The 18362-nt window shown below is 46.1% G+C and carries 19 protein-coding genes; 10 read left to right on the forward strand and 9 right to left on the reverse strand.

What is annotated here, in order from left to right:
* Nucleotides 1-8: 8 nt before the first annotated feature.
* On the forward strand, nucleotides 9-1112 hold the full coding sequence (gene dprA, locus VC82_RS07010; protein ID WP_045801746.1) for a DNA-processing protein DprA: 1104 nt from the start codon (nucleotides 9-11) through the stop codon (nucleotides 1110-1112).
* Nucleotides 1113-1372: 260 nt separating this feature from the next.
* Here the strand turns inward: dprA and trpS are convergent, their stop codons facing one another.
* Nucleotides 1373-2341 (reverse strand): tryptophan--tRNA ligase, encoded by a 969-nt coding sequence (trpS, locus tag VC82_RS07015; RefSeq protein WP_045801747.1) that lies wholly within the window; start codon nucleotides 2339-2341, stop codon nucleotides 1373-1375.
* A 75-nt stretch (nucleotides 2342-2416) separates the two neighbouring features.
* Here trpS and VC82_RS07020 point away from each other — a divergent pair, with 75 nt between their 5' ends.
* The gene (locus tag VC82_RS07020) at nucleotides 2417-3160 is read left to right on the forward strand and encodes a lysophospholipid acyltransferase family protein (protein WP_045801748.1); all 744 of its coding nucleotides are present in this window, start codon (nucleotides 2417-2419) and stop codon (nucleotides 3158-3160) included.
* A 198-nt stretch (nucleotides 3161-3358) separates the two neighbouring features.
* Here the strand turns inward: VC82_RS07020 and VC82_RS07025 are convergent, their stop codons facing one another.
* The 4 genes from VC82_RS07025 to recA all read right to left on the reverse strand — a co-directional run bounded on the left by VC82_RS07025 (nucleotide 3359) and on the right by recA (nucleotide 6927).
* Nucleotides 3359-4831 carry an outer membrane beta-barrel protein gene (locus VC82_RS07025; protein ID WP_045801749.1) on the reverse strand — a complete coding sequence of 491 codons (1473 nt, stop codon included), beginning with the start codon at nucleotides 4829-4831 and terminating at the stop codon, nucleotides 3359-3361.
* A 12-nt stretch (nucleotides 4832-4843) separates the two neighbouring features.
* Nucleotides 4844-5377 carry an RNA polymerase sigma factor gene (locus VC82_RS07030; protein WP_045801750.1) on the reverse strand — a complete coding sequence of 178 codons (534 nt, stop codon included), beginning with the start codon at nucleotides 5375-5377 and terminating at the stop codon, nucleotides 4844-4846.
* Between the two features lie 29 nt (nucleotides 5378-5406).
* On the reverse strand, nucleotides 5407-5841 hold the full coding sequence (locus VC82_RS07035) for a hypothetical protein (protein WP_045801751.1): 435 nt from the start codon (nucleotides 5839-5841) through the stop codon (nucleotides 5407-5409).
* Between the two features lie 84 nt (nucleotides 5842-5925).
* The gene (gene recA, locus VC82_RS07040) at nucleotides 5926-6927 is read right to left on the reverse strand and encodes a recombinase RecA (protein ID WP_045801752.1); all 1002 of its coding nucleotides are present in this window, start codon (nucleotides 6925-6927) and stop codon (nucleotides 5926-5928) included.
* 345 nt (nucleotides 6928-7272) lie between these two features.
* Between recA and VC82_RS07045 the strand changes: the two genes are divergently transcribed.
* The 8 genes from VC82_RS07045 to VC82_RS07080 all read left to right on the forward strand — a co-directional run bounded on the left by VC82_RS07045 (nucleotide 7273) and on the right by VC82_RS07080 (nucleotide 15172).
* Nucleotides 7273-8514: a peptidase U32 family protein gene (locus tag VC82_RS07045; RefSeq protein ID WP_045803303.1), complete on the forward strand. Its 1242-nt coding sequence runs from the start codon at nucleotides 7273-7275 to the stop codon at nucleotides 8512-8514.
* Nucleotides 8514-8744: a ferredoxin gene (locus tag VC82_RS07050; protein ID WP_045801753.1), complete on the forward strand. Its 231-nt coding sequence runs from the start codon at nucleotides 8514-8516 to the stop codon at nucleotides 8742-8744. The genes VC82_RS07045 and VC82_RS07050 overlap by 1 nt, the downstream gene beginning before the upstream one ends.
* 117 nt (nucleotides 8745-8861) lie before the next feature.
* Nucleotides 8862-10025: a PSP1 domain-containing protein gene (locus tag VC82_RS07055; RefSeq protein WP_045801754.1), complete on the forward strand. Its 1164-nt coding sequence runs from the start codon at nucleotides 8862-8864 to the stop codon at nucleotides 10023-10025.
* Nucleotides 10018-10503 carry a gliding motility lipoprotein GldH gene (locus VC82_RS07060; RefSeq protein ID WP_045801755.1) on the forward strand — a complete coding sequence of 162 codons (486 nt, stop codon included), beginning with the start codon at nucleotides 10018-10020 and terminating at the stop codon, nucleotides 10501-10503. The genes VC82_RS07055 and VC82_RS07060 overlap by 8 nt, the downstream gene beginning before the upstream one ends.
* Nucleotide 10504: 1 nt before the next feature.
* A complete protein-coding gene (locus tag VC82_RS07065; RefSeq protein WP_045801756.1) occupies nucleotides 10505-12829 on the forward strand; it encodes a penicillin-binding protein 1A in 2325 nt (774 codons plus the stop codon).
* An 88-nt stretch (nucleotides 12830-12917) separates the two neighbouring features.
* Nucleotides 12918-13619 (forward strand): CoA transferase subunit A, encoded by a 702-nt coding sequence (locus tag VC82_RS07070; RefSeq protein ID WP_045801757.1) that lies wholly within the window; start codon nucleotides 12918-12920, stop codon nucleotides 13617-13619.
* Between the two features lie 51 nt (nucleotides 13620-13670).
* The gene (locus VC82_RS07075; RefSeq protein ID WP_045801758.1) at nucleotides 13671-14324 is read left to right on the forward strand and encodes a CoA transferase subunit B; all 654 of its coding nucleotides are present in this window, start codon (nucleotides 13671-13673) and stop codon (nucleotides 14322-14324) included.
* Between the two features lie 329 nt (nucleotides 14325-14653).
* Entirely contained in the window at nucleotides 14654-15172 is a 519-nt protein-coding gene (locus VC82_RS07080; protein ID WP_045801759.1) for a GNAT family N-acetyltransferase, read from the forward strand.
* 15 nt (nucleotides 15173-15187) lie between these two features.
* On the opposite strand, the gene VC82_RS07085 is transcribed toward VC82_RS07080, so the two are convergent.
* The 4 genes from VC82_RS07085 to VC82_RS07100 all read right to left on the reverse strand — a co-directional run bounded on the left by VC82_RS07085 (nucleotide 15188) and on the right by VC82_RS07100 (nucleotide 18357).
* Nucleotides 15188-16333, reverse strand: coding sequence for a methionine aminotransferase (locus VC82_RS07085; protein WP_045801760.1), 1146 nt, complete (start codon nucleotides 16331-16333; stop codon nucleotides 15188-15190).
* Between the two features lie 5 nt (nucleotides 16334-16338).
* A complete protein-coding gene (locus tag VC82_RS07090; RefSeq protein WP_045801761.1) occupies nucleotides 16339-16806 on the reverse strand; it encodes a very short patch repair endonuclease in 468 nt (155 codons plus the stop codon).
* Nucleotides 16807-16874: 68 nt separating this feature from the next.
* A complete protein-coding gene (locus VC82_RS07095; protein WP_045801762.1) occupies nucleotides 16875-17534 on the reverse strand; it encodes a hypothetical protein in 660 nt (219 codons plus the stop codon).
* Nucleotides 17535-17610: 76 nt separating this feature from the next.
* Complete coding sequence (locus VC82_RS07100; RefSeq protein ID WP_045801763.1) at nucleotides 17611-18357, reverse strand: succinate dehydrogenase/fumarate reductase iron-sulfur subunit; 747 nt, start codon at nucleotides 18355-18357, stop codon at nucleotides 17611-17613.
* Between the last annotated feature and the right edge of the window lie 5 nt (nucleotides 18358-18362).

An 18362-nucleotide genomic window follows, 5' to 3' on the forward strand; every position in this document is an offset into this window, starting at 1 on the left:
TTTCTCAAATGTCTGAAAGCGAATTGATTGCTGCCCTCCGTTTGCAGCGCGTTCCCAATATTGGTGATATCACGGCCAAAAAACTGATTTCACACTGTGGCAGCCCATCGGCAGTTTTTGGGGACAAACGGCAGCACTTGCTCAAAATCGAGGGAATTGGCCCGCTTACCCTGAAGGGACTCTACGATACGGTGCATATCGAAGAGGCCGAAGCTGAGATAGCCTTTATAAAGAAGCACGGTATCGAGGTTCATTATTTTATGGACGACGCTTATCCACAGTATTTGAAACACTGCATTGATGCACCAATTCTGCTGTTTGCCAAGGGTACTATCGATTTACGGGGCAAGAAGATCATCAGCGTGGTGGGCACAAGGAATATCACCAGTTACGGGCAAGCGTTTTGTGAAGCGCTCATAGAGCAACTGGCCCCGCTGGACCCCATAATCGTCAGTGGCTTCGCGTATGGTGTCGATATTGCGGTTCAGCGTGCCGCCATGGAAAAGGGCTTGCAGACCATTGGATGCCTTGCCCACGGACTCAACCAAATCTATCCGAAGGCCCATGCAAAATATGTCTCTGCGGTTGAAAGAAATGGGGGTTTTGTCACCGAATTCTGGAGCGATAGTAACCCTGATCGCGAGAATTTCTTGAAGCGTAACCGTATCATTGCCGGTATGGCCGAGGCCACCGTGGTGATAGAATCAGCCGAAAAAGGGGGCAGTCTGGTAACTGCCGATATTGCCAATAGCTACAACCGCGATGTATTTGCCGTGCCCGGCCGAAGCTCTGATAAATTCAGTGTTGGGTGCAACAACCTGATCAAGCAACAAAAGGCGCATATGCTCACTTCTGCTGCCGATCTAGTGTATATGTTGGGGTGGAAACTGGAAGAAAAACCAACAAAACAGGCACAAAAACAACTTTTTGTAGAGTTGGACGATACGGAACAGGCCATTTATTCCTTTTTGCAGAGCAACGGCAAACAACTGCTCGATACGGTGGCGTTGGAATGCCAGCTCCCTATTTTCAAGGCATCATCGACCCTTTTGAACATGGAAATGAAGGGCGTGGTGCGCCCCTTGCCCGGAAAACTGTTCGAGGCCATTTAAAAAGGCCCTTTTTTGTGATTCTTAACGGATTGAAGTATCACTTTTCACCGACCGAGTGGTTTGCTGTGCTATAAAATTCTTGGGACCGTCGGTTGTTTTGGGCACTTTATCGATAAAATGCTTCTTAAAATCAGACCCTGATAGTATGGGAGGTAATTACCTTTAAAGGCTAAAACCGACTGGGCGGTTTGTTATAAAATACTTGCCAAAGCAGTAAGATTTGTTTTTTATCCATTTTAAAAAGGACTTCAGGGAGGCTTTTAATACCCCACTTTCTCCCGAACCCTTGCCAACACCCCATCGGCCACTTTTCGGGCCTTCTCGGCACCAATGGCCAAGGCCTCGTCTACCTCGTTCAAATGGTTCATATAATACTCAAACTGCTCACGTGGTTCCTCAAACTTTTGTAGAATAAGCTCGAAAAGCGCCTGCTTGGCATGGCCATAGCCATAATTGCCCGCAAGATAGTTGGCGCTCATTTCTTCGATCTGTTCTTGAGGGGCCAACAACTTGTAGAGTGCAAAAACATTGTCTTTTGATGGATCCTTAGGGGCTTCCATTGGGGTGCTGTCAGTGACAATGCCCATGATTTGCTTGCGCAGCTTTTTATCGGGCTGAAAAATATTGATGATATTGCCCTTGCTCTTGCTCATTTTCTCACCATCTGTGCCCGGCACGTACATAGTGCTTTCTTGCAATTTGGTTTCGGGCAGCACAAAGGTTTCGCCCATTTGGTTGTGGAAGCGCTGGGCCACATCGCGGGTCATCTCAAGGTGCTGTGATTGGTCTTTGCCAACGGGCACAATATCGGCATCGTACAATAAAATGTCGGCGGCCATTAGTATGGGGTAGGTAAAAAGTCCGGCATTCACATCCTCTAGCCGATTGGCCTTGTCTTTGAACGAATGGGCAAGGGTCAACCGCTGATACGGAAAAAAACAACTTAAGTACCATGCCAGTTCGGTGACCTGGGGCACATCACTCTGCCTATAAAATACCGTATGGTTTATATCGAGGCCGAAAGCGAGCCAAGTGGCCGCTGTCGCATAGGTGTTTTTTCGAAGTAGCTCACCGTCTTTGATCTGGGTGAGCGAATGCATATCGGCGATAAAGAGAAACGATTCGTTCTCAGGATTTCTTGCCATCTCGATGGCGGGCATTATGGCCCCTAAGATGTTTCCCAAATGGGGTGTCCCCGTACTTTGTATGCCTGTCAATATTCTCGCCATGCCTTCTTGGAATTATAGAGCGACAAAGGTAAAAGAATTCACTAAAAACTGGCGCAAATCAGTATTTTTGGCACCATGTTCGAAGGAATTAAGAACGTAGGGCATCTGTTGTACCGGGTATGGTTTTACCTATTGGTGGCCTTGCCCATTTTTATTTTTATGCCCTTCTTGATTTTGACCACACTCTCTGAAAGTACCTACAAACAGTTCTTTTGGTTGGCCCGTAACCTATGGGCCAAGCCCATTTTGTATGGGATGGGATGTTTTCCAAAGATTACTTGGCAACAGCGAATGGAAAAAGGTAAAAGCTATATGCTGGTCGCCAACCACACCAGCATGCTCGACATTATGCTGATGCTTTATGTGAGCAAGAACCCCTTTGTTTTTGTGGGCAAAAAAGAACTGGTAAAGATACCCGTGTTCGGATTCTTCTATAAACGGGTCAGTATTATGGTTGACCGAGGGGATGTTCGTAGCCGAACAGGGGTGTACCGCCGTGCCCAACGACGATTGAACCAAGGGCTCAGTATTTGTATTTTTCCTGAGGGTGGGGTGCCTGACGAGAATGTGGTATTGGATGAATTCAAGGATGGGGCCTTTAAAATGGCCATCGCCCATAAGATTTCCATAGTGCCCATGACGTTCTATGATTGTAAAAAGCGTTTTCCATTTTCGGTTTTCAAGGGAGGCCCGGGACCACTAAGGGTTAAGGTACACCGGTTTTTTGAAACGGGTATTTTGGATGAAGATGACAAGGGCACGCTTCGCGAAGAGATTAGAGAGGTTATTTTAAATGAATTACTAAAAGATTCGAGCTAAAATAATACCAAATAGTATAAAAATGCCCCGACAAAATCGCCGGGGCACCTTATGGCTACCTAAAGGGGCAGCCTACCTAACCAACATCTTAATGAGACCCAAGTTTAGCAATTCGCATTGGCGAAGCAGATAAACGTGATGGTCGAATTAACCCCGACCTTTGGCGTCGGGACCTCTTCTTTATCTTGTACCCATGTGTCAGAACCTAAAATTCACACCACTATAAACACCAATCGTGTAGGGCCTAAAATCGCCGGCTGTATCCGAAAAGGTGTTCAATTGGTATTTAAAAACAGGTTCTAGGCTGAAACGTATTTTGGGGGTAAATTGATAGTCGAGACCAATTCCTGCATTGGCACTGAAATTTACATCGTTTACGTTGTTGGCCTCACCCATTTCGGTAACGAAGCCTTGTGACTCTAACGACACGGCATTATCTACCAAGAACAACGAGCTGAAGCCCCCAATGACGTTAACCCCAAACTTTTTGTTCACCAAGGCATAGCTGAGCTCTACGGGCACTTCAACGTATCCCATTTGTTGTACCATGCGCCCATCAAACTCGGGACTTTGCGCCAAAATATCAAAGACGGCATTTTCTGCCGCAGAGCGAGTGGTTGTCTTGCTCTCAACGATCAACCCCCTTGAGGTCTGGGCGTAATCAATGTTCTTGAGCTCTTCACTGCCCGAACTGGGCAAGGTCGATGAAAATACAATTTCGTTGGTGTCGTAGCCATAATCGACCTTATGTACGCCAGACCGAACGGTTAACCGTTCATTTATCTGATAGGTGACCGAAAGACCATAGCTGAGGTTTAGGTTGCCCGATTTTGTATTGGTGGCAAAGTTGGAGTGTATGGGTGAGCCTTGCCCGATGGCATCAAAATATACGGGAGCCACAGAGGGCCCTACAGACCATTTACCCCCTTGGTTCTGCGCCAATTTATTTTCATCTTCTTCCTGCGCGGCAATGGCATCGAGAATCGATTTTTTTTCATCCTCTTCTTGTGTTTTGGGGTTCACGGCAACGGCCTCTTCTTTTGAGGAAACTCCAAAACCGACTTGGCCATCTTCTGTAGGCATTTCATTTGCCCCACGTTGTGCGATGGCTTCTTTTCGGGCTTCTGATACTGTTTTTGCTTCGTTTTCTAGAGTTGTTTCAGATGATTGGCCCGTATTGGAGGTCAAGGTCGATTTTGGCTTGTTCTCAGTATTCTCAGGTTGCTTGTTCGCTTCCGTATTTGACGCCAGTTTTGAGATGCTTTTTTCTTTGGATGTGGATTGAAGCACCGATGAACGCCCTGTTTCCGTGCCCTCGGGGGCTTCGGCCACTTGTTGGTCATCATCCTTTGATGGGTTTGAAACGGTATTTTGGACTGCTCCTTCTTCTGTGTACTCCCCATCACCACCTGCTGACTGGGTGTCGGATACCTGTGGCTGTGCCTCGTCTAGGGATGATTGATTATCGTCCCCCAGCGGATTTACGATATAGAATAAAAGTACCAACAGCGCAGCAATGCCGCCAAGTCTCCACCAAATGGGCGGCACTCTCTTTTTGCGTTTCCTTGCATCAAGCGAGTTTTGGATGGACTTCCACACCCGTTCATCGGGTTTGGAGCGGAAATCTTTGAATTTTTCCTTGAACAGTTGTTCTATGTCTTTATTTTCCATTGATTCAATGGTTTAGGCGATGTTTATGTTTTTTTTTTCGAGCTTTTCCCTCAAGATCATTTTGGCACGGGCCAGATTTGATTTTGAGGTGCCGGTCGATGTTCCCAACATTTCACTGATCTCACGATGTGAATAGCCATCGAGTACGTACAGGTTAAAGGTCAAGCGATATTTGTTGGGCAGTTCTTGAATGTACTTCAGCAAGGTTGCCAGACTTACATCTGGGGTTTCATGGCCAGACTCGTCGTCTGCTTCTATAAAGTTCTCGTCGATTACTTTTAAATACTGTTCTTTTCTATACTTCTGCAAGACCGTATTGACGGTGATTCGCTTTATCCATCCTTCAAACGACCCCTTGAAATTGAACTGTCCGATTTTATCAAAAATGGTCATGAAGCTATCATGCAGATTGTCTTCTGCCTCGGTTCTGTTGCGTGAGTATTTGAGACAAATACCAAAAAGAACTTCTGAATACCTTCGGTAGAGTTCTTCTTGCGCCTGTCTTTTACCCTTTTTACAGTTATTTATGAGCTCTTCAAGACTCAAAATTGTTGGTCAGGTTATGTTATACGTTATCAATTGCCGGTGGGGCTTTCAGTTATCGGCACTGTAAATTCCAAATATTCGGGCATCCCATTTGCATCATCTCCGGCATAGAATCTAAAATGGTATTCCTGGTCGTACAGCACCATGAACTGAAAGGAAGCCTCAACTTCTTCAATGGCCTGGGTACAGGCGGTATCATTGTCAAGAACACCACCTATGGCCACCACATCGCGGTCTGTTTGTCCTCTCTTTGTCACATCAAAACCCTGAAAAAAGGTACAACCATCGGGTCTAACGTAAGTGACCTTTATTTCATATGTTTGATTGGGCTCGAAAAAATCGGGTAATTCCGCATCTACAATTTGGAGGGTAACGAATTGAAAATTCTCTCCATCGTCAATGCTACATGAATTTGCAAATGGCAACAGCAAGGCCAACACAACCAAAAAAATTATCCTTCTCATCTATCCTCTCATTTTATTTGGTAGATGAAGGGCAAGATTAAGGGTTGCGTGAAAATGTAAGCCAGTTGAGGGGCTTATTATGCGTTACAGCGAAGCAATGGCCTCCTTGATTTTGCCCTCGAGTTCTTCAGAGAGCTCTGGGTTGTCTTGTAAAAGCGCTTTTACGGCATCACGCCCTTGCCCCAACTTGGTGTCGCCATAACTGAACCATGAACCACTCTTCTTAACGATCTCATAGGCAACCCCAAGATCCAATATCTCACCTACCTTTGAAATGCCTTCACCGTACATAATGTCAAATTCGGCCGTTTTAAAAGGCGGGGCCACTTTGTTCTTGACCACTTTTACACGGGTTTTATTCCCCTGCACATTGCCATCTGTATCCTTTATTTGTGTTGAACGGCGAATATCAAGCCGTACCGAGGCATAGAACTTAAGCGCGTTACCCCCGGTTGTGGTTTCTGGATTGCCGAACATTACCCCGATCTTCTCTCGCAACTGGTTGATAAAGATCACGGTACAGTTGGTCTTGCTAATGGTTGAGGTCAATTTACGAAGGGCCTGTGACATTAATCGTGCATGCAGCCCCATCTTTGAGTCGCCCATTTCACCCTCGATTTCACTTTTGGGGGTCAAGGCGGCAACCGAATCCACAATAACAATGTCTATGGCCCCTGAGCGAATAAGGTTATCGGCAATTTCTAAGGCTTGCTCACCATGGTCGGGCTGTGATATGATAAGGTTATCGATATCTACCCCTAATTTTTGGGCATAGAAGCGATCAAAGGCATGCTCTGCATCGATGAAGGCCGCAATGCCTCCATTTTTTTGTGCCTCGGCAATGGCATGTAGGGTCAGGGTGGTTTTACCGGAAGATTCCGGACCGTATATTTCAATGACCCTGCCACGTGGATAGCCTCCCACACCCAGGGCAATATCAAGACCCAACGAACCTGACGGAATTACCTCTACATCCTCTACCACAGAGTCGCCCATTTTCATGACGGCTCCTTTTCCGTAGGTTTTGTCCAACTTGTCCAATGTTAGCTTTAGCGCCTTTAACTTTGCTTCTTTTTCACTGCTCATGTCTAAAATTTAAGAGGCTAAAAATACCATTTCTTTTTGCATATCGCAACGGCCACGCAACCTTTTTGAAAGGATACCATCTTATGGGCGACTAATTCAAATAGTTCTACATAGTGCTTGTTTTTTCAAGCATTGCAAGCCACATTGAAATACTGGAAATTCAGTCTATGAAAGAGAAGATATGTGGTTGTAAGGCCCCCGAAATTTATTTTGGGGGCCTTTGTTTTTTTCAAAACTCTCTTTGATGACGATAACCTAAGCAGCCCTTTGAACGCCCAAGGCGGGATGCAGATCCATTTCAAGTATAAACCCTATCTTTGCAGTCCCAAAAAATCAGGTAAGAGCATGAAAGCCAGCAAGAAAATAGAGTTGATGGCCCCTGCGGGTAATTTTGAATCGCTTCAGGCCGCCATTGACAGTGGTGCAGATTCTGTTTATTTCGGGGTCGAGCAGTTGAACATGCGTGCCAGAGCCAGTATCAACTTTACCTTGGAAGACCTTGATGAGATTGCGAAGCGGTGCAATGCCAAGAATGTACGCACTTATCTCACCCTGAACACCATTATCTACGATCACGACCTTTCAGTGATCAAAACGGTGCTTGACAGGGCCAAGAAAGCAGGCATTACAGCCGTTATAGCAATGGACCAAGCGGTAATTGCCTATGCGCGCCAGATAGACATGGAAGTGCATATTTCGACCCAAATCAATATCACCAACATTGAAACGGTAAAGTTTTATGCCATGTTTGCCGACACCATGGTGCTGAGCCGAGAGTTGAGTTTGAGGCAAATCAAGAAAATATGCGATCAAATCGAAAGAGAGCAGGTGAAGGGTCCCTCTGGCAATTTGGTCGAGATTGAGGTTTTTGGACACGGAGCGCTCTGCATGGCCGTCTCGGGCAAATGCTATTTGAGCCTGCATTCGCACAACTCGTCTGCCAACCGCGGCGCCTGCAAGCAAAACTGCCGAAAAAAATATACCGTGATCGACCAAGAGAGCGGCTTCGAAATTGAAATTGACAACGAGTACATGATGTCGCCCAAAGACCTTTGTACGATCGACTTTTTGGATCAAGTGATCGACGCCGGGGTGAAGGTCTTGAAAATCGAGGGCAGGGGTAGGGCTCCCGAATACGTGGCAACCGTGATAAGAACTTATAGGGAGGCCATAGATGCCTATTACGATGGAACCTATTCAAAAGAAAAGGTGGCGACATGGATGCAAGAGCTTGAAAAAGTCTACAATAGGGGCTTTTGGGGGGGCTACTATTTGGGCCAAAAGCTTGGCGAATGGAGCGAAGGCCCAGGATCCCAGGCCACGCAAAAGAAGGTCTATGTGGGCAAGGGGGTACATTATTATCCAAAGTCCAATATTGCCGAGTTCAAGATAGAGGCCTTTGACATAAAAGTCGGGGACAGGCTATTGGTCACAGGCCCTACCACCGGGGTAAAGGAGTTGGATTTGAAAGAGATGATGGTCGACGAAAGAATGACCGAGATTGCCAAAAAAGGCGATCATTGTACACTGCGAACCAACTTTAGGGTACGCCCTTCAGACAAACTTTACAAGATTGCCAAGGCCTAATGGTTGTGGTTACCTTACAGCGCGAAAAGTGCATTGGTTGCAATTACTGTGTGGAGCTGGCGCCCGGCCAGTTTCAAATGTCGAAGAAAGACGGCAAGAGCATATTGCTGCGGTCAGAGCACAAGAAAGGCTTTTACACAATGAAGACGTTTGACGAGACTGTTTTTGACCCTTGCAAGAAGGCGCAGCAAGCATGTCCGGTTAAGATCATCACTACCAAGAAAGTTTGATTACTTCTTGGATGCAATTTCGCTTCTCACACATTTTACGCTATCTTTACCTTTGAGTTAAACATGAACCCTATTCAGGGAAAAACACAGGGTTTTACCTGAATCAAGATATTAAATATGGCGTGCAGCAGTTGTTCAACCGGTAAGGATGGGCAGCCGCGAGGTTGCAGGAACAATGGAACCTGTGGCTCTGATGGTTGTAACAAGCTTACGGTTTTCGATTGGCTTTCGAATATGTCGCTTCCCAATGGTCAAAAACCATTTGACTGCGTTGAGGTCCGGTTTAAAAACAGCAGAAAGGAATTTTTTAGAAATGCTGACGACCTCCCATTGGCAATCGGCGATATCGTGGCTACCCAAGCAAAGTCGGGCCACGATGTGGGTATTGTGAGCCTTACGGGCGAGCTCGTGAAAGTCCAGATGAAGCGTAAAAAGGTTTCTTGGGATGATAAGGCCCTTCCTAAGATTTACAGAAAAGCCACGCAACGCGATATCGACGTATGGCAGAAGTGCCGTAACAAGGAGGAAGAAATCAAAAAACGTTCCCGAGAGATTGCCATTTCGCTCAATCTGCAGATGAAGCTCAGTGATGTTGAGTTCCAGGGCGATGGGTCGAAGGCCACGTTCTATTACACGGCCGAAGAGCGCGTTGATTTTAGACAGCTCATCAAAGACATGGCCAGGGCATTTGGCATTCGTATCGAAATGCGCCAAATAGGGTACCGGCAAGAGGCCCAGCGTCTGGGGGGTATAGGTTCTTGCGGCAGAGAGCTCTGTTGCTCCACTTGGCTGACCGACTTCAGGTCGGTGAACACCGCTTCTGCCCGTTACCAACAATTGGCGCTGAACCCCCAAAAATTGGCGGGGCAATGTGGTAAATTAAAATGCTGTCTCAACTATGAACTCGACATGTACCTTGAGGCACTCAAAGACTTTCCTGCGCCCGACACAAAACTTCAGACAGAGAAAGGGGTGGCCTTTTGCCAAAAGGTAGATATCTTCAAGGAAACCCTATGGTTCTCATACCGCAATGATCCTTCCAACTGGCATGCGCTCAACAAGAAACAGGTACAAGAAATCGTAAAATTGAACAGTGGGGGCAAGAAGATCGCAAGCCTTGAAGAGTACGCTGCCGACAATGTGAAAGAAGATAGGTTGGCCTTTGAAAATGTAGTGGGCCAAGACAGCCTTACCCGTTTCGATAAGCCAAAACGCCGAAGAAAGGGCAACAAAAAGCACAATAGGCGCAACAAAAAAAGAAAGACATCTCCCAATGCCTAAGTACAGCATATCCATACTCTTGGTTTTACTCTTGGTTTCTTGTAACAAAGAACTGGCGTATTCAGAATTTCAACCAATAGCGAACGGAAAATGGCCGGCCACCGACACCTTGGAGTTCCAGGTTTCAAATCTAGACTCGTTGCAACGGCACAACATGTTCATCAATGTGCGCAACAACGATGCCTTTCCGTTCAGCAACCTGTTTTTGATAACCGAATTCGAACATCCCAGGGGGGAAACGGTACGTGACACCTTGGAGTACGAAATGGCCAAACCCAATGGCGAATGGTTGGGCACGGGCCATGGCAGCATTAAAGAGAGCAAACTTTGGTATAGGGAAAACGTCGTTTTTCGTGATACCGGCGTATATAAGGTTAGGGTAATGCATGCCATGCGCAAGAATGGCAGTGTTGAGGGTCTTGAAATTTTAGAGGGCATTACCGATGTCGGACTTGAGATAGTGAAAAGCAAAAAGTAACATGGCAAAGGCAGCTAAGAAAGAAAAAAGGAGTTTTTTAAAATATATTAAGTGGTTCTGGATTCTTTTTGCATCTGGAATTCTTTTCGCAGCAATGCTATTTTTATTGGCAGGATGGGGCGCCTTTGGTGAAATGCCCACCTTTGAGCGTTTAGAGAACCCGCAGACCAACCTGGCCACCGAAATACTGTCTTCTGACGGGAAGACCCTTGGGAAGTTTTATTTGGATGATAACCGTACCCCGGTTCCTTACGATAGCCTGCCCGAAAACCTGGTCAACGCCTTGGTGGCCACAGAGGATGCACGGTATTTTGACCATGCTGGTATTGATGCAAGGGGTACATTAAGGGCCATGATCTTTTTGGGTAAAAAGGGTGGCGCCAGTACAATAACACAACAACTTTCGAAGCTACTTTTCACGAAAAAGCCATCGGGTGGTGTGGAACGTATTTTGCAAAAGGTAAAGGAATGGGTCATTGCTACCCGGCTTGAGCGACAGTATACCAAAGAAGAAATCATTCAGATGTATCTGAACCAGTATGATTTTGGGTATGCGGCCGATGGTATCCGCTCTGCCGCGCGCATCTATTTTGGCAAAGAACCCTCACAGCTAAGAACCGAAGAATCAGCGGTATTGGTGGGGATGCTAAAAAATTCTTCATTGTACAATCCGATCAGAAGAGAAGAGCTGGTCACGGCCAGAAGAAACACGGTGTTGGGCCAAATGGCCAAGTATGGGTACATCACAGAGCAAGAAAAAGACTCGTTGCAGGCCCTTGAGATGGATCTGAACTTCAACCCTGAATCGCACCGTGAGGGGCTCGCCACGTATTTTCGTATGTACCTGCAAAAGTTTTTGAACAGGTGGATAGAGGAGAACCCAAAGCCCGACGGTACCAAGTACAACATTTATCTAGATGGCCTAAAAGTCTACACCACCATCGATTCTCGCATGCAGCGAAATGCCGAAGAGGCCGTTGAGGCACACATGAAAAACCTACAGGCAGAGTTCTTTCATCAGAATACACCCGAAAGAAACCCGACCACACCCTTTGTTGACCTTGAGCAATCTGAAATAGACAACATTATGGAGCGCGCCATGAAAAATTCTGCCCGCTGGCGCGCCATGAAAAGGCAGGGCAAACCTGAAAGTGAGATTAGAGCATCGTTCAACGAAAAGACCGAGATGACCGTTTTCGATTGGAACAGCGATTCGTACGAGAAAGATACTATTTTGACGCCCTTGGATTCCATTCGGTACTACAAGACGTTTCTACGTACGGCCATGATGTCGATGGAGCCACAGACCGGCCACGTAAAGGCATGGGTCGGCGGGGTCGACTACAAGCATTTTCAGTACGACAATGTCATTCAAGGGGCCAGACAGGCCGGTTCCACTTTTAAGCCCTTTGTGTATGCGGCGGCCATAGACCAATTACGCTTATCGCCCTGTGATTCGCTGCCCGATACACAGTATTGCATAGAGGCTGGCAAGCACGGCAATCCTGACCCTTGGTGCCCAAAAAACTCCAATGGCAAGTATTCTGGGGAACGTATGACGTTAAAAAAGGCCTTGGCCAACTCGGTTAACACCATTACTGCCCAGCTGATCGATAGGGTGGGCCCGGGCTCGGTGGTGAACATTGCCCGTGGCATGGGCCTTACCCGAGAGATACCCGAAGTGCCATCAATCGCCTTGGGCACACCCGATTTCAGCGTTTTTGAAATGGTGGGGGCCTATGGCACGTTCGCAAACCAGGGCGTATTTGTGAAACCGGTAACCGTTACCCGTATCGAAGACAAAAACGGTACCGTGCTTTACGAGTACGTGCCCGAGACCAAAGATGTGTTGAGCAAAGATGTGGCCTATGCCATGGTAAACCTGATGGAGGGTGTTACCGAATATGGCTCTGGGGCAAGGCTCCGGCATTCGTGGGCAAAAAACCAAACGGTATATAAAGAGATTATCACAGGCTATCCCTATGAATTGACGAACCCCATTGCGGGTAAGACGGGCACTACCCAGAACCAGAGCGATGGTTGGTTTATGGGCATGGTGCCGAATTTGGTGACCGGTGTCTGGGTCGGGGGCGAAGATCGTTCCATCCACTTCAAAAGCCTGACCTATGGGCAAGGTGCCTCAATGGCTCTGCCTATTTGGGCATTGTACATGAAAAAGAACTATGCTGATGAAGAGCTGGGTGTTTCAAAAGAGGCATTTGAAGAGCCCGAGGCATTGTCCATCAATGTGGATTGCACCAAAATTTTGGAAGAAATCAAAGAAGACGTCGATACCGAGGATGATCTTGACGACTTGGATTTTTAGCGCCATCTTCCCTCGAAAATCATTCCAAAAACCTAAGGCTTTTTCCGATTAAAATTGTACTTTTCTGTGGGTAAATTCCATAGAAAAGATGATTGACAAGACCGTAAAAAATGTCGAAGAGGCACTACAGGGAGTAACAGATGGCATGACTTTTATGTTGGGCGGATTTGGCCTTTGTGGCATACCTGAAAACGCCATTGCCGAATTGGTCAGAAAAGGGATCAAAGGCATTACCTGTATTTCAAACAATGCCGGGGTCGATGATTTTGGCTTGGGCCTATTGCTTCAAAAACGGCAGATAAAAAAAATGATTTCCTCGTACGTGGGCGAGAACGATGAGTTCGAGCGGCAAATGCTCAGCGGAGAACTCGAAGTGGAGCTCACCCCACAGGGCACCTTGGCAGAAAAGTGCAGGGCCGCCCAAGCGGGCATCCCCGCATTTTATACACCTGCAGGCTATGGCACCGAGGTGGCAGAGGGTAAGGAGACCCGAGAGTTCAATGGTAAAATGTACGTGTTGGAAGAGGCTTACAAGGCCGATTTTGCCTTTGTAAAGGCATGGAAGGGCGATGAGGCCGGCAACCTGATATTCAAGGGTACGGCGCGAAATTTTAATCCGTGTATGTGCGGGGCGGCGACCATAACGGTGGCAGAAGTGGAGGAACTATTGCCCGTTGGCAGTCTTGACCCTAATCAGATACATATTCCCGGCATATTCGTGCAACGTATTTTTCAGGGGCAGAAATATGAAAAAAGAATAGAACAACGAACTGTTAGGCCAAGGGATTGATAATTGAAGATAAATTAAACAGATTCACACGAAAGCAGGAATGACAAGAATATGTTAGATAAAAACGGAATAGCAAGGCGGATAGCCAAAGAGGTCAAAGATGGGTATTATGTAAACCTAGGTATCGGCATCCCCACCTTGGTTGCAAACTTTGTACGCGACGATATCAGTGTGGAGTTTCAAAGCGAGAATGGCGTATTGGGCATGGGCCCTTTTCCTTTCGAGGGAGAGGAAGACCCCGACATCATCAATGCTGGCAAGCAGACCATCACCACGTTGCCAGGGGCCTCTTTTTTTGATTCGGCCATGAGTTTCTCCATGATCCGAGGGCAACATGTCGACCTCACCATTCTAGGGGCCATGGAGGTTGCCGAGAATGGCGATATCGCCAACTGGAAGATTCCAGGTAAAATGGTAAAGGGCATGGGCGGTGCCATGGACCTTGTGGCTTCGGCCGAGAACATAATCGTGGCCATGATGCACACCAACAAGGCCGGCAAATCAAAATTATTGAAACGATGTACCCTGCCCTTGACCGGGGTGGGCTGTGTCAAAAAAATCGTCACCAACCTGGCGGTGCTCGAGGTAACCCCTGAGGGTTTTCTGCTGCTAGAAAGGGTTCCTGGTGTTTCGGTAGATGATATCAAGGCGGCCACCGAAGGAAAACTGGTTGTCGAAGGTGATGTGCCCGAGATGGTGCTGTGAGCATTTCATCGAACAAATGATGCGCTTTGATTTTTTTGCAACAGATACCCCTAAATACACAACAATAATTTTTGTATTTAATCATTGTTGAATATTTTTAAGGTGTTCAAATTATCCAAATCAACAAAATTAAATGTAATCCCCATGGCACCCGAACTTAACCACGCAACGATGCAAGAGGAGATTCAAGTTTACAGAAATGATTTTTATAGCGGTTTTGCCCTTTTGGTGAAAAAGCTGTTTATGCTGTAAAATAGCTCCCATTAAAAATTAAAAAGCCAGATTTTTGATTCGGCTTTTTTGTTTTTGACCCGTATTTTAGTGGGGTCATGATTCGTCTTCATAGATGTACTGCCATCGATTTGCCAACCTTGACCAAAATTTCAAGGGAAACCTTCGTGACCGCTTTTGAGAAAGACAACAACCCAGATGATTTTGCGGTGTACGTTGCCAAGGCATTTTCTTCCAAAACGCTAAAAGAGCAACTTGAAGACCCCGACACGCTTTTTTATTTTGTCTATGATGAGCACGATGTTTTGGTGGGATATGTCAAGATAAACCAAAACAATGCCCAAACAGAACTCAAAGAGCCAACATCCGTCGAGTTGGAGCGTATTTATGTACTACAGCAGTACCAAGGAAAGAACATCGGAAGCGAATTGCTTCGAAAAGTGATTGAACTGGCATCGGCCTTGAAAAAGAAGACACTTTGGCTGGGCGTGTGGGAACACAACCCCAGGGCCATTCGTTTTTACGAGCGGCACGGGTTCGTAAAATTTGGTGAGCACCCTTATTTTATCGGAAACGACGAACAGACCGATTGGTTGATGGGGCTTCAACTAAACTGATTTCAAGGACTGCAACTATATTTTCAATATGATTTCGGCCCCTTTGTCAAGTGTTTCCTGTGTTTTTGCAAAGCAGAAACGAAGATGCCTATGATCAGACCCATTACGGTAAAACACAGAGACGGGTATACTGGCAATCTTAAATTCTTTGATCAGCCGCTCGGCAAATACCGTGTCGGGCTCATCGGTGATGGCCGAATAATCAAGCAATTGAAAGTAGGTGCCAGCGCTGGGGGTAAAAGTAAACCGTGACGAGGCGATGGCCCTCAGGAAGTAATCGCGTTTTTGTTGATAGAATGCCCCCAGTTCCTCGTACCGTTGTGGATTTTTCAGATAGGTGTTCAAGGCCCTTTGAACAGGATGGTTGACAGAGAAAACATTGTACTGATGTACTTTTTGAAATTCTGCCATCAGTTCTTTGGGCGCTGCACAGTATCCTATTTTCCAACCTGTGACATGAAAGGTCTTGCCAAAAGACGAACAGATAATACTGCGGTTGGCCAACCCATCATAGTTGGCCGCGCTCTCGTGCACGTTCCCATCAAAAACGATGTGCTCGTAAACCTCATCACTCAACAAGATTACATTGGTGTCTTGTAGCAGTTGTTCGAGTTTTTGCATGTCTTCCCTGGTTAAAATGCTTCCTGACGGATTATGGGGCGTATTGATGACAAGCATACGTGTTTTGGGTGACAGTACCTTTTTAAGGCCTTCAAAATCAAACCGAAAATCTTCCCCCATCAAAGCTAAGGGCACCACCTTACCGCCATATAGCTCAATGGCCGGTTCATAACAATCATAGGCTGGTTGTACCACAATGACCTCATCGCCCCTTTCAACAAAGGCACTTATAGCGGTAAAAATTGCTTGGGTGGCCCCGGCCGTTAGGGTTATTTCACTTTGTGGGTCATAGTACCTACCATACGAATGTTCAATTTTTTCTGAAATGGTCTCTCGCAGCGAAAAAACACCTTGCATTGGGGCGTATTGGTTGAACCCCTCTGCCATTACATTGCTTACCAATTCGATAAGTGCGGGGTCTACCCCAAAATCTGGATACCCCTGCGATAGGTTTATGGCATTGTGTTTATGGGCCAGTTGCCCTATGGTGGTGAATATGGTAGTTGCCAGGTTGGGCATTTTTGATTCAATCTTCAACATAGGTCTCAATTTTTTTTGAGATGGTGCAGTACTTTTTGTAGGCAGGCTTCCAAATCTTTCTTCACTTGGCTCTCCCAAAAGCGAAATACGGTATAGCCCAAGGCTTTCAGTTCACGGGTTACTTCTTGATCGCGCTGTATGTTGCGCTCGATTTTTGGTATCCAGAATTCTCTGTTTGTTTTGATTTTATGCTTTCTTTCTTCCCAATTATAACCATGCCAAAACTCTCCATCGATAAAAATGGCCGTTTTGTATTTTTTTAGTAGGATGTCAGGCTTGCCAACCAATTTTTTGTAGTCGATGCGGTAGCGATAACCGGCCTTCCATAGGGCTTTTCTAAAGGCCAGTTCGGGTTTGGTGTTCTTACCGCGGACCTTGCCCATGATCTTTGAGCGTTCTGGGGTAGTGTAGAAACCGTCTTTTTCACGAAATCGGGGTACCTTGATGCGTTCTTCGGGATATTTTTTAGGCATCTCCCAACTTACGAAAAATTCATGACCCAATATGGGGTTTTACAGGCGAAATGGTTTATAAACGCTAATCAATCATATGCTTGAAATAGCACAACAACACTATCGGAAAAATTGTCGACGTTTATAGTGAAGCCACCTAAATTAAAGGCAATAAGGCTTGCCGTGGTAAGCCCCAAGTTATCACCGTTTTGATTTCCGTACCTTAAACCAATACAGTGGGAACTTGACGCATATCTAGAGATATCATTGATGGAATTACCATGCCCACCTACATAAATGGTCTGCTGAGTAATGGTAACACCATCAGTTCTGGCGAAACCATTGGAGGTGCCGAACGAATTGGCCAATCCTCTTTCGTTGTTCCGGATACCATTATCTGCATTAAGAGTGCTGCTCTCTACATTGGCATGGGCAACAAAACTTATTTGTGAAGGTTGAAAGGGAAGACCTGTTATTGTCTGGGGACCCATAGAAGAGATTGTAAAAAATCCAAAGTAAACACTTGGAGTATTGCCATTGGCTACTTCATTCCAACTTGAACCATCAAATTTGTAAATCTTATTGGTATCTGTTGCAAAGGCAATTGATCCCTGTTGAGCCTCAGTGATTGCTGAAATTTCTGCCAAAGTTCCGGTGGGCAAACCCATAACGGAGTTTGCATCTATTTGGGCATAAATGTTTGAACCAATGAGCAGAGTTAAAACTTTAATATAATAAAGAAATTTCATACAAATTAAATACTTATATAACAAAAAACCCATCAATTTATTGTTGACAGGTTTTTATATAGATATAGAACTTAAACTATCCTTTGATAATTGCTGAGAGATATTCCCTATTCATCCTTGCAATATTCTCCAAAGAAATACCCTTCGGACATTCTACCTCACATGCTCCCGTATTGGTGCAGTTTCCAAATCCTTCAATATCCATTTGTCGTACCATGTTCTGTACACGCTCGGCTGCTTCGACCCTACCTTGTGGCAACAGGGCAAACTGTGATACCTTGGCCGAGGTGAACAGCATGGCACTGGCATTCTTACAGGCGGCCACACACGCCCCGCATCCAATACAAGTGGCTGCATTAAACGAAGCATCCGCCGCATCTTTTTCTATGGGAATGGCATTGGCATCTACTGGGTTGCCCGAGGTGTTCACAGAGATATACCCCCCGGCCTGTTGAATTCGATCAAAAGAGCTGCGATCAACAATCAAATCTTTGATGACCGGAAAGGCCTTTGCCCGCCAAGGTTCTATGACAATGGTATCGCCATCGTTAAAACTTCGCATGTGCAACTGGCAAACGGTAATGAGCGACTCTGGCCCATGGGGACGCCCGTTGATCATCAACGAACAGGTGCCACAGATACCCTCTCGGCAATCGTGGTCGAATTCGATGGGGTCTTCTCCTTTTTCAATCAATTCCTCATTGAGAACGTCCAACATTTCTAGAAAAGACATGTCGCTTTCAACACCATCAAGCGTATAGTCGACCATGGCCCCTTTTGAATTGGCATCCTTTTGTCTCCAAATTTTTAAATATAGCTTCATAGCAA

The sequence above is a fragment of the Flagellimonas lutaonensis genome (genome assembly GCF_000963865.1).
GTDB classification, from domain to species: Bacteria; Bacteroidota; Bacteroidia; order Flavobacteriales; family Flavobacteriaceae; genus Flagellimonas_A; species Flagellimonas_A lutaonensis.

Coding starts and splice junctions, on each gene's coding strand:
- VC82_RS07060 (WP_045801755.1), top strand. CDS start 10,018: ATGCCTAAGTACAGCATATCCATACTCTTGGTTTTACTCTTGGTTTCT.
- VC82_RS07045 (WP_045803303.1), top strand. CDS start 7,273: ATGAAAGCCAGCAAGAAAATAGAGTTGATGGCCCCTGCGGGTAATTTT.
- trpS (WP_045801747.1), bottom strand. CDS start 2,341: ATGGCGAGAATATTGACAGGCATACAAAGTACGGGGACACCCCATTTG.
- VC82_RS07025 (WP_045801749.1), bottom strand. CDS start 4,831: ATGGAAAATAAAGACATAGAACAACTGTTCAAGGAAAAATTCAAAGAT.
- VC82_RS07095 (WP_045801762.1), bottom strand. CDS start 17,534: ATGAAATTTCTTTATTATATTAAAGTTTTAACTCTGCTCATTGGTTCA.
- VC82_RS07035 (WP_045801751.1), bottom strand. CDS start 5,841: ATGAGAAGGATAATTTTTTTGGTTGTGTTGGCCTTGCTGTTGCCATTT.
- VC82_RS07075 (WP_045801758.1), top strand. CDS start 13,671: ATGTTAGATAAAAACGGAATAGCAAGGCGGATAGCCAAAGAGGTCAAA.
- dprA (WP_045801746.1), top strand. CDS start 9: ATGTCTGAAAGCGAATTGATTGCTGCCCTCCGTTTGCAGCGCGTTCCC.
- VC82_RS07065 (WP_045801756.1), top strand. CDS start 10,505: ATGGCAAAGGCAGCTAAGAAAGAAAAAAGGAGTTTTTTAAAATATATT.
- recA (WP_045801752.1), bottom strand. CDS start 6,927: ATGAGCAGTGAAAAAGAAGCAAAGTTAAAGGCGCTAAAGCTAACATTG.
- VC82_RS07050 (WP_045801753.1), top strand. CDS start 8,514: ATGGTTGTGGTTACCTTACAGCGCGAAAAGTGCATTGGTTGCAATTAC.
- VC82_RS07090 (WP_045801761.1), bottom strand. CDS start 16,806: ATGCCTAAAAAATATCCCGAAGAACGCATCAAGGTACCCCGATTTCGT.
- VC82_RS07070 (WP_045801757.1), top strand. CDS start 12,918: ATGATTGACAAGACCGTAAAAAATGTCGAAGAGGCACTACAGGGAGTA.
- VC82_RS07080 (WP_045801759.1), top strand. CDS start 14,654: ATGATTCGTCTTCATAGATGTACTGCCATCGATTTGCCAACCTTGACC.
- VC82_RS07055 (WP_045801754.1), top strand. CDS start 8,862: ATGGCGTGCAGCAGTTGTTCAACCGGTAAGGATGGGCAGCCGCGAGGT.
- VC82_RS07020 (WP_045801748.1), top strand. CDS start 2,417: ATGTTCGAAGGAATTAAGAACGTAGGGCATCTGTTGTACCGGGTATGG.
- VC82_RS07085 (WP_045801760.1), bottom strand. CDS start 16,333: ATGTTGAAGATTGAATCAAAAATGCCCAACCTGGCAACTACCATATTC.
- VC82_RS07100 (WP_045801763.1), bottom strand. CDS start 18,357: ATGAAGCTATATTTAAAAATTTGGAGACAAAAGGATGCCAATTCAAAA.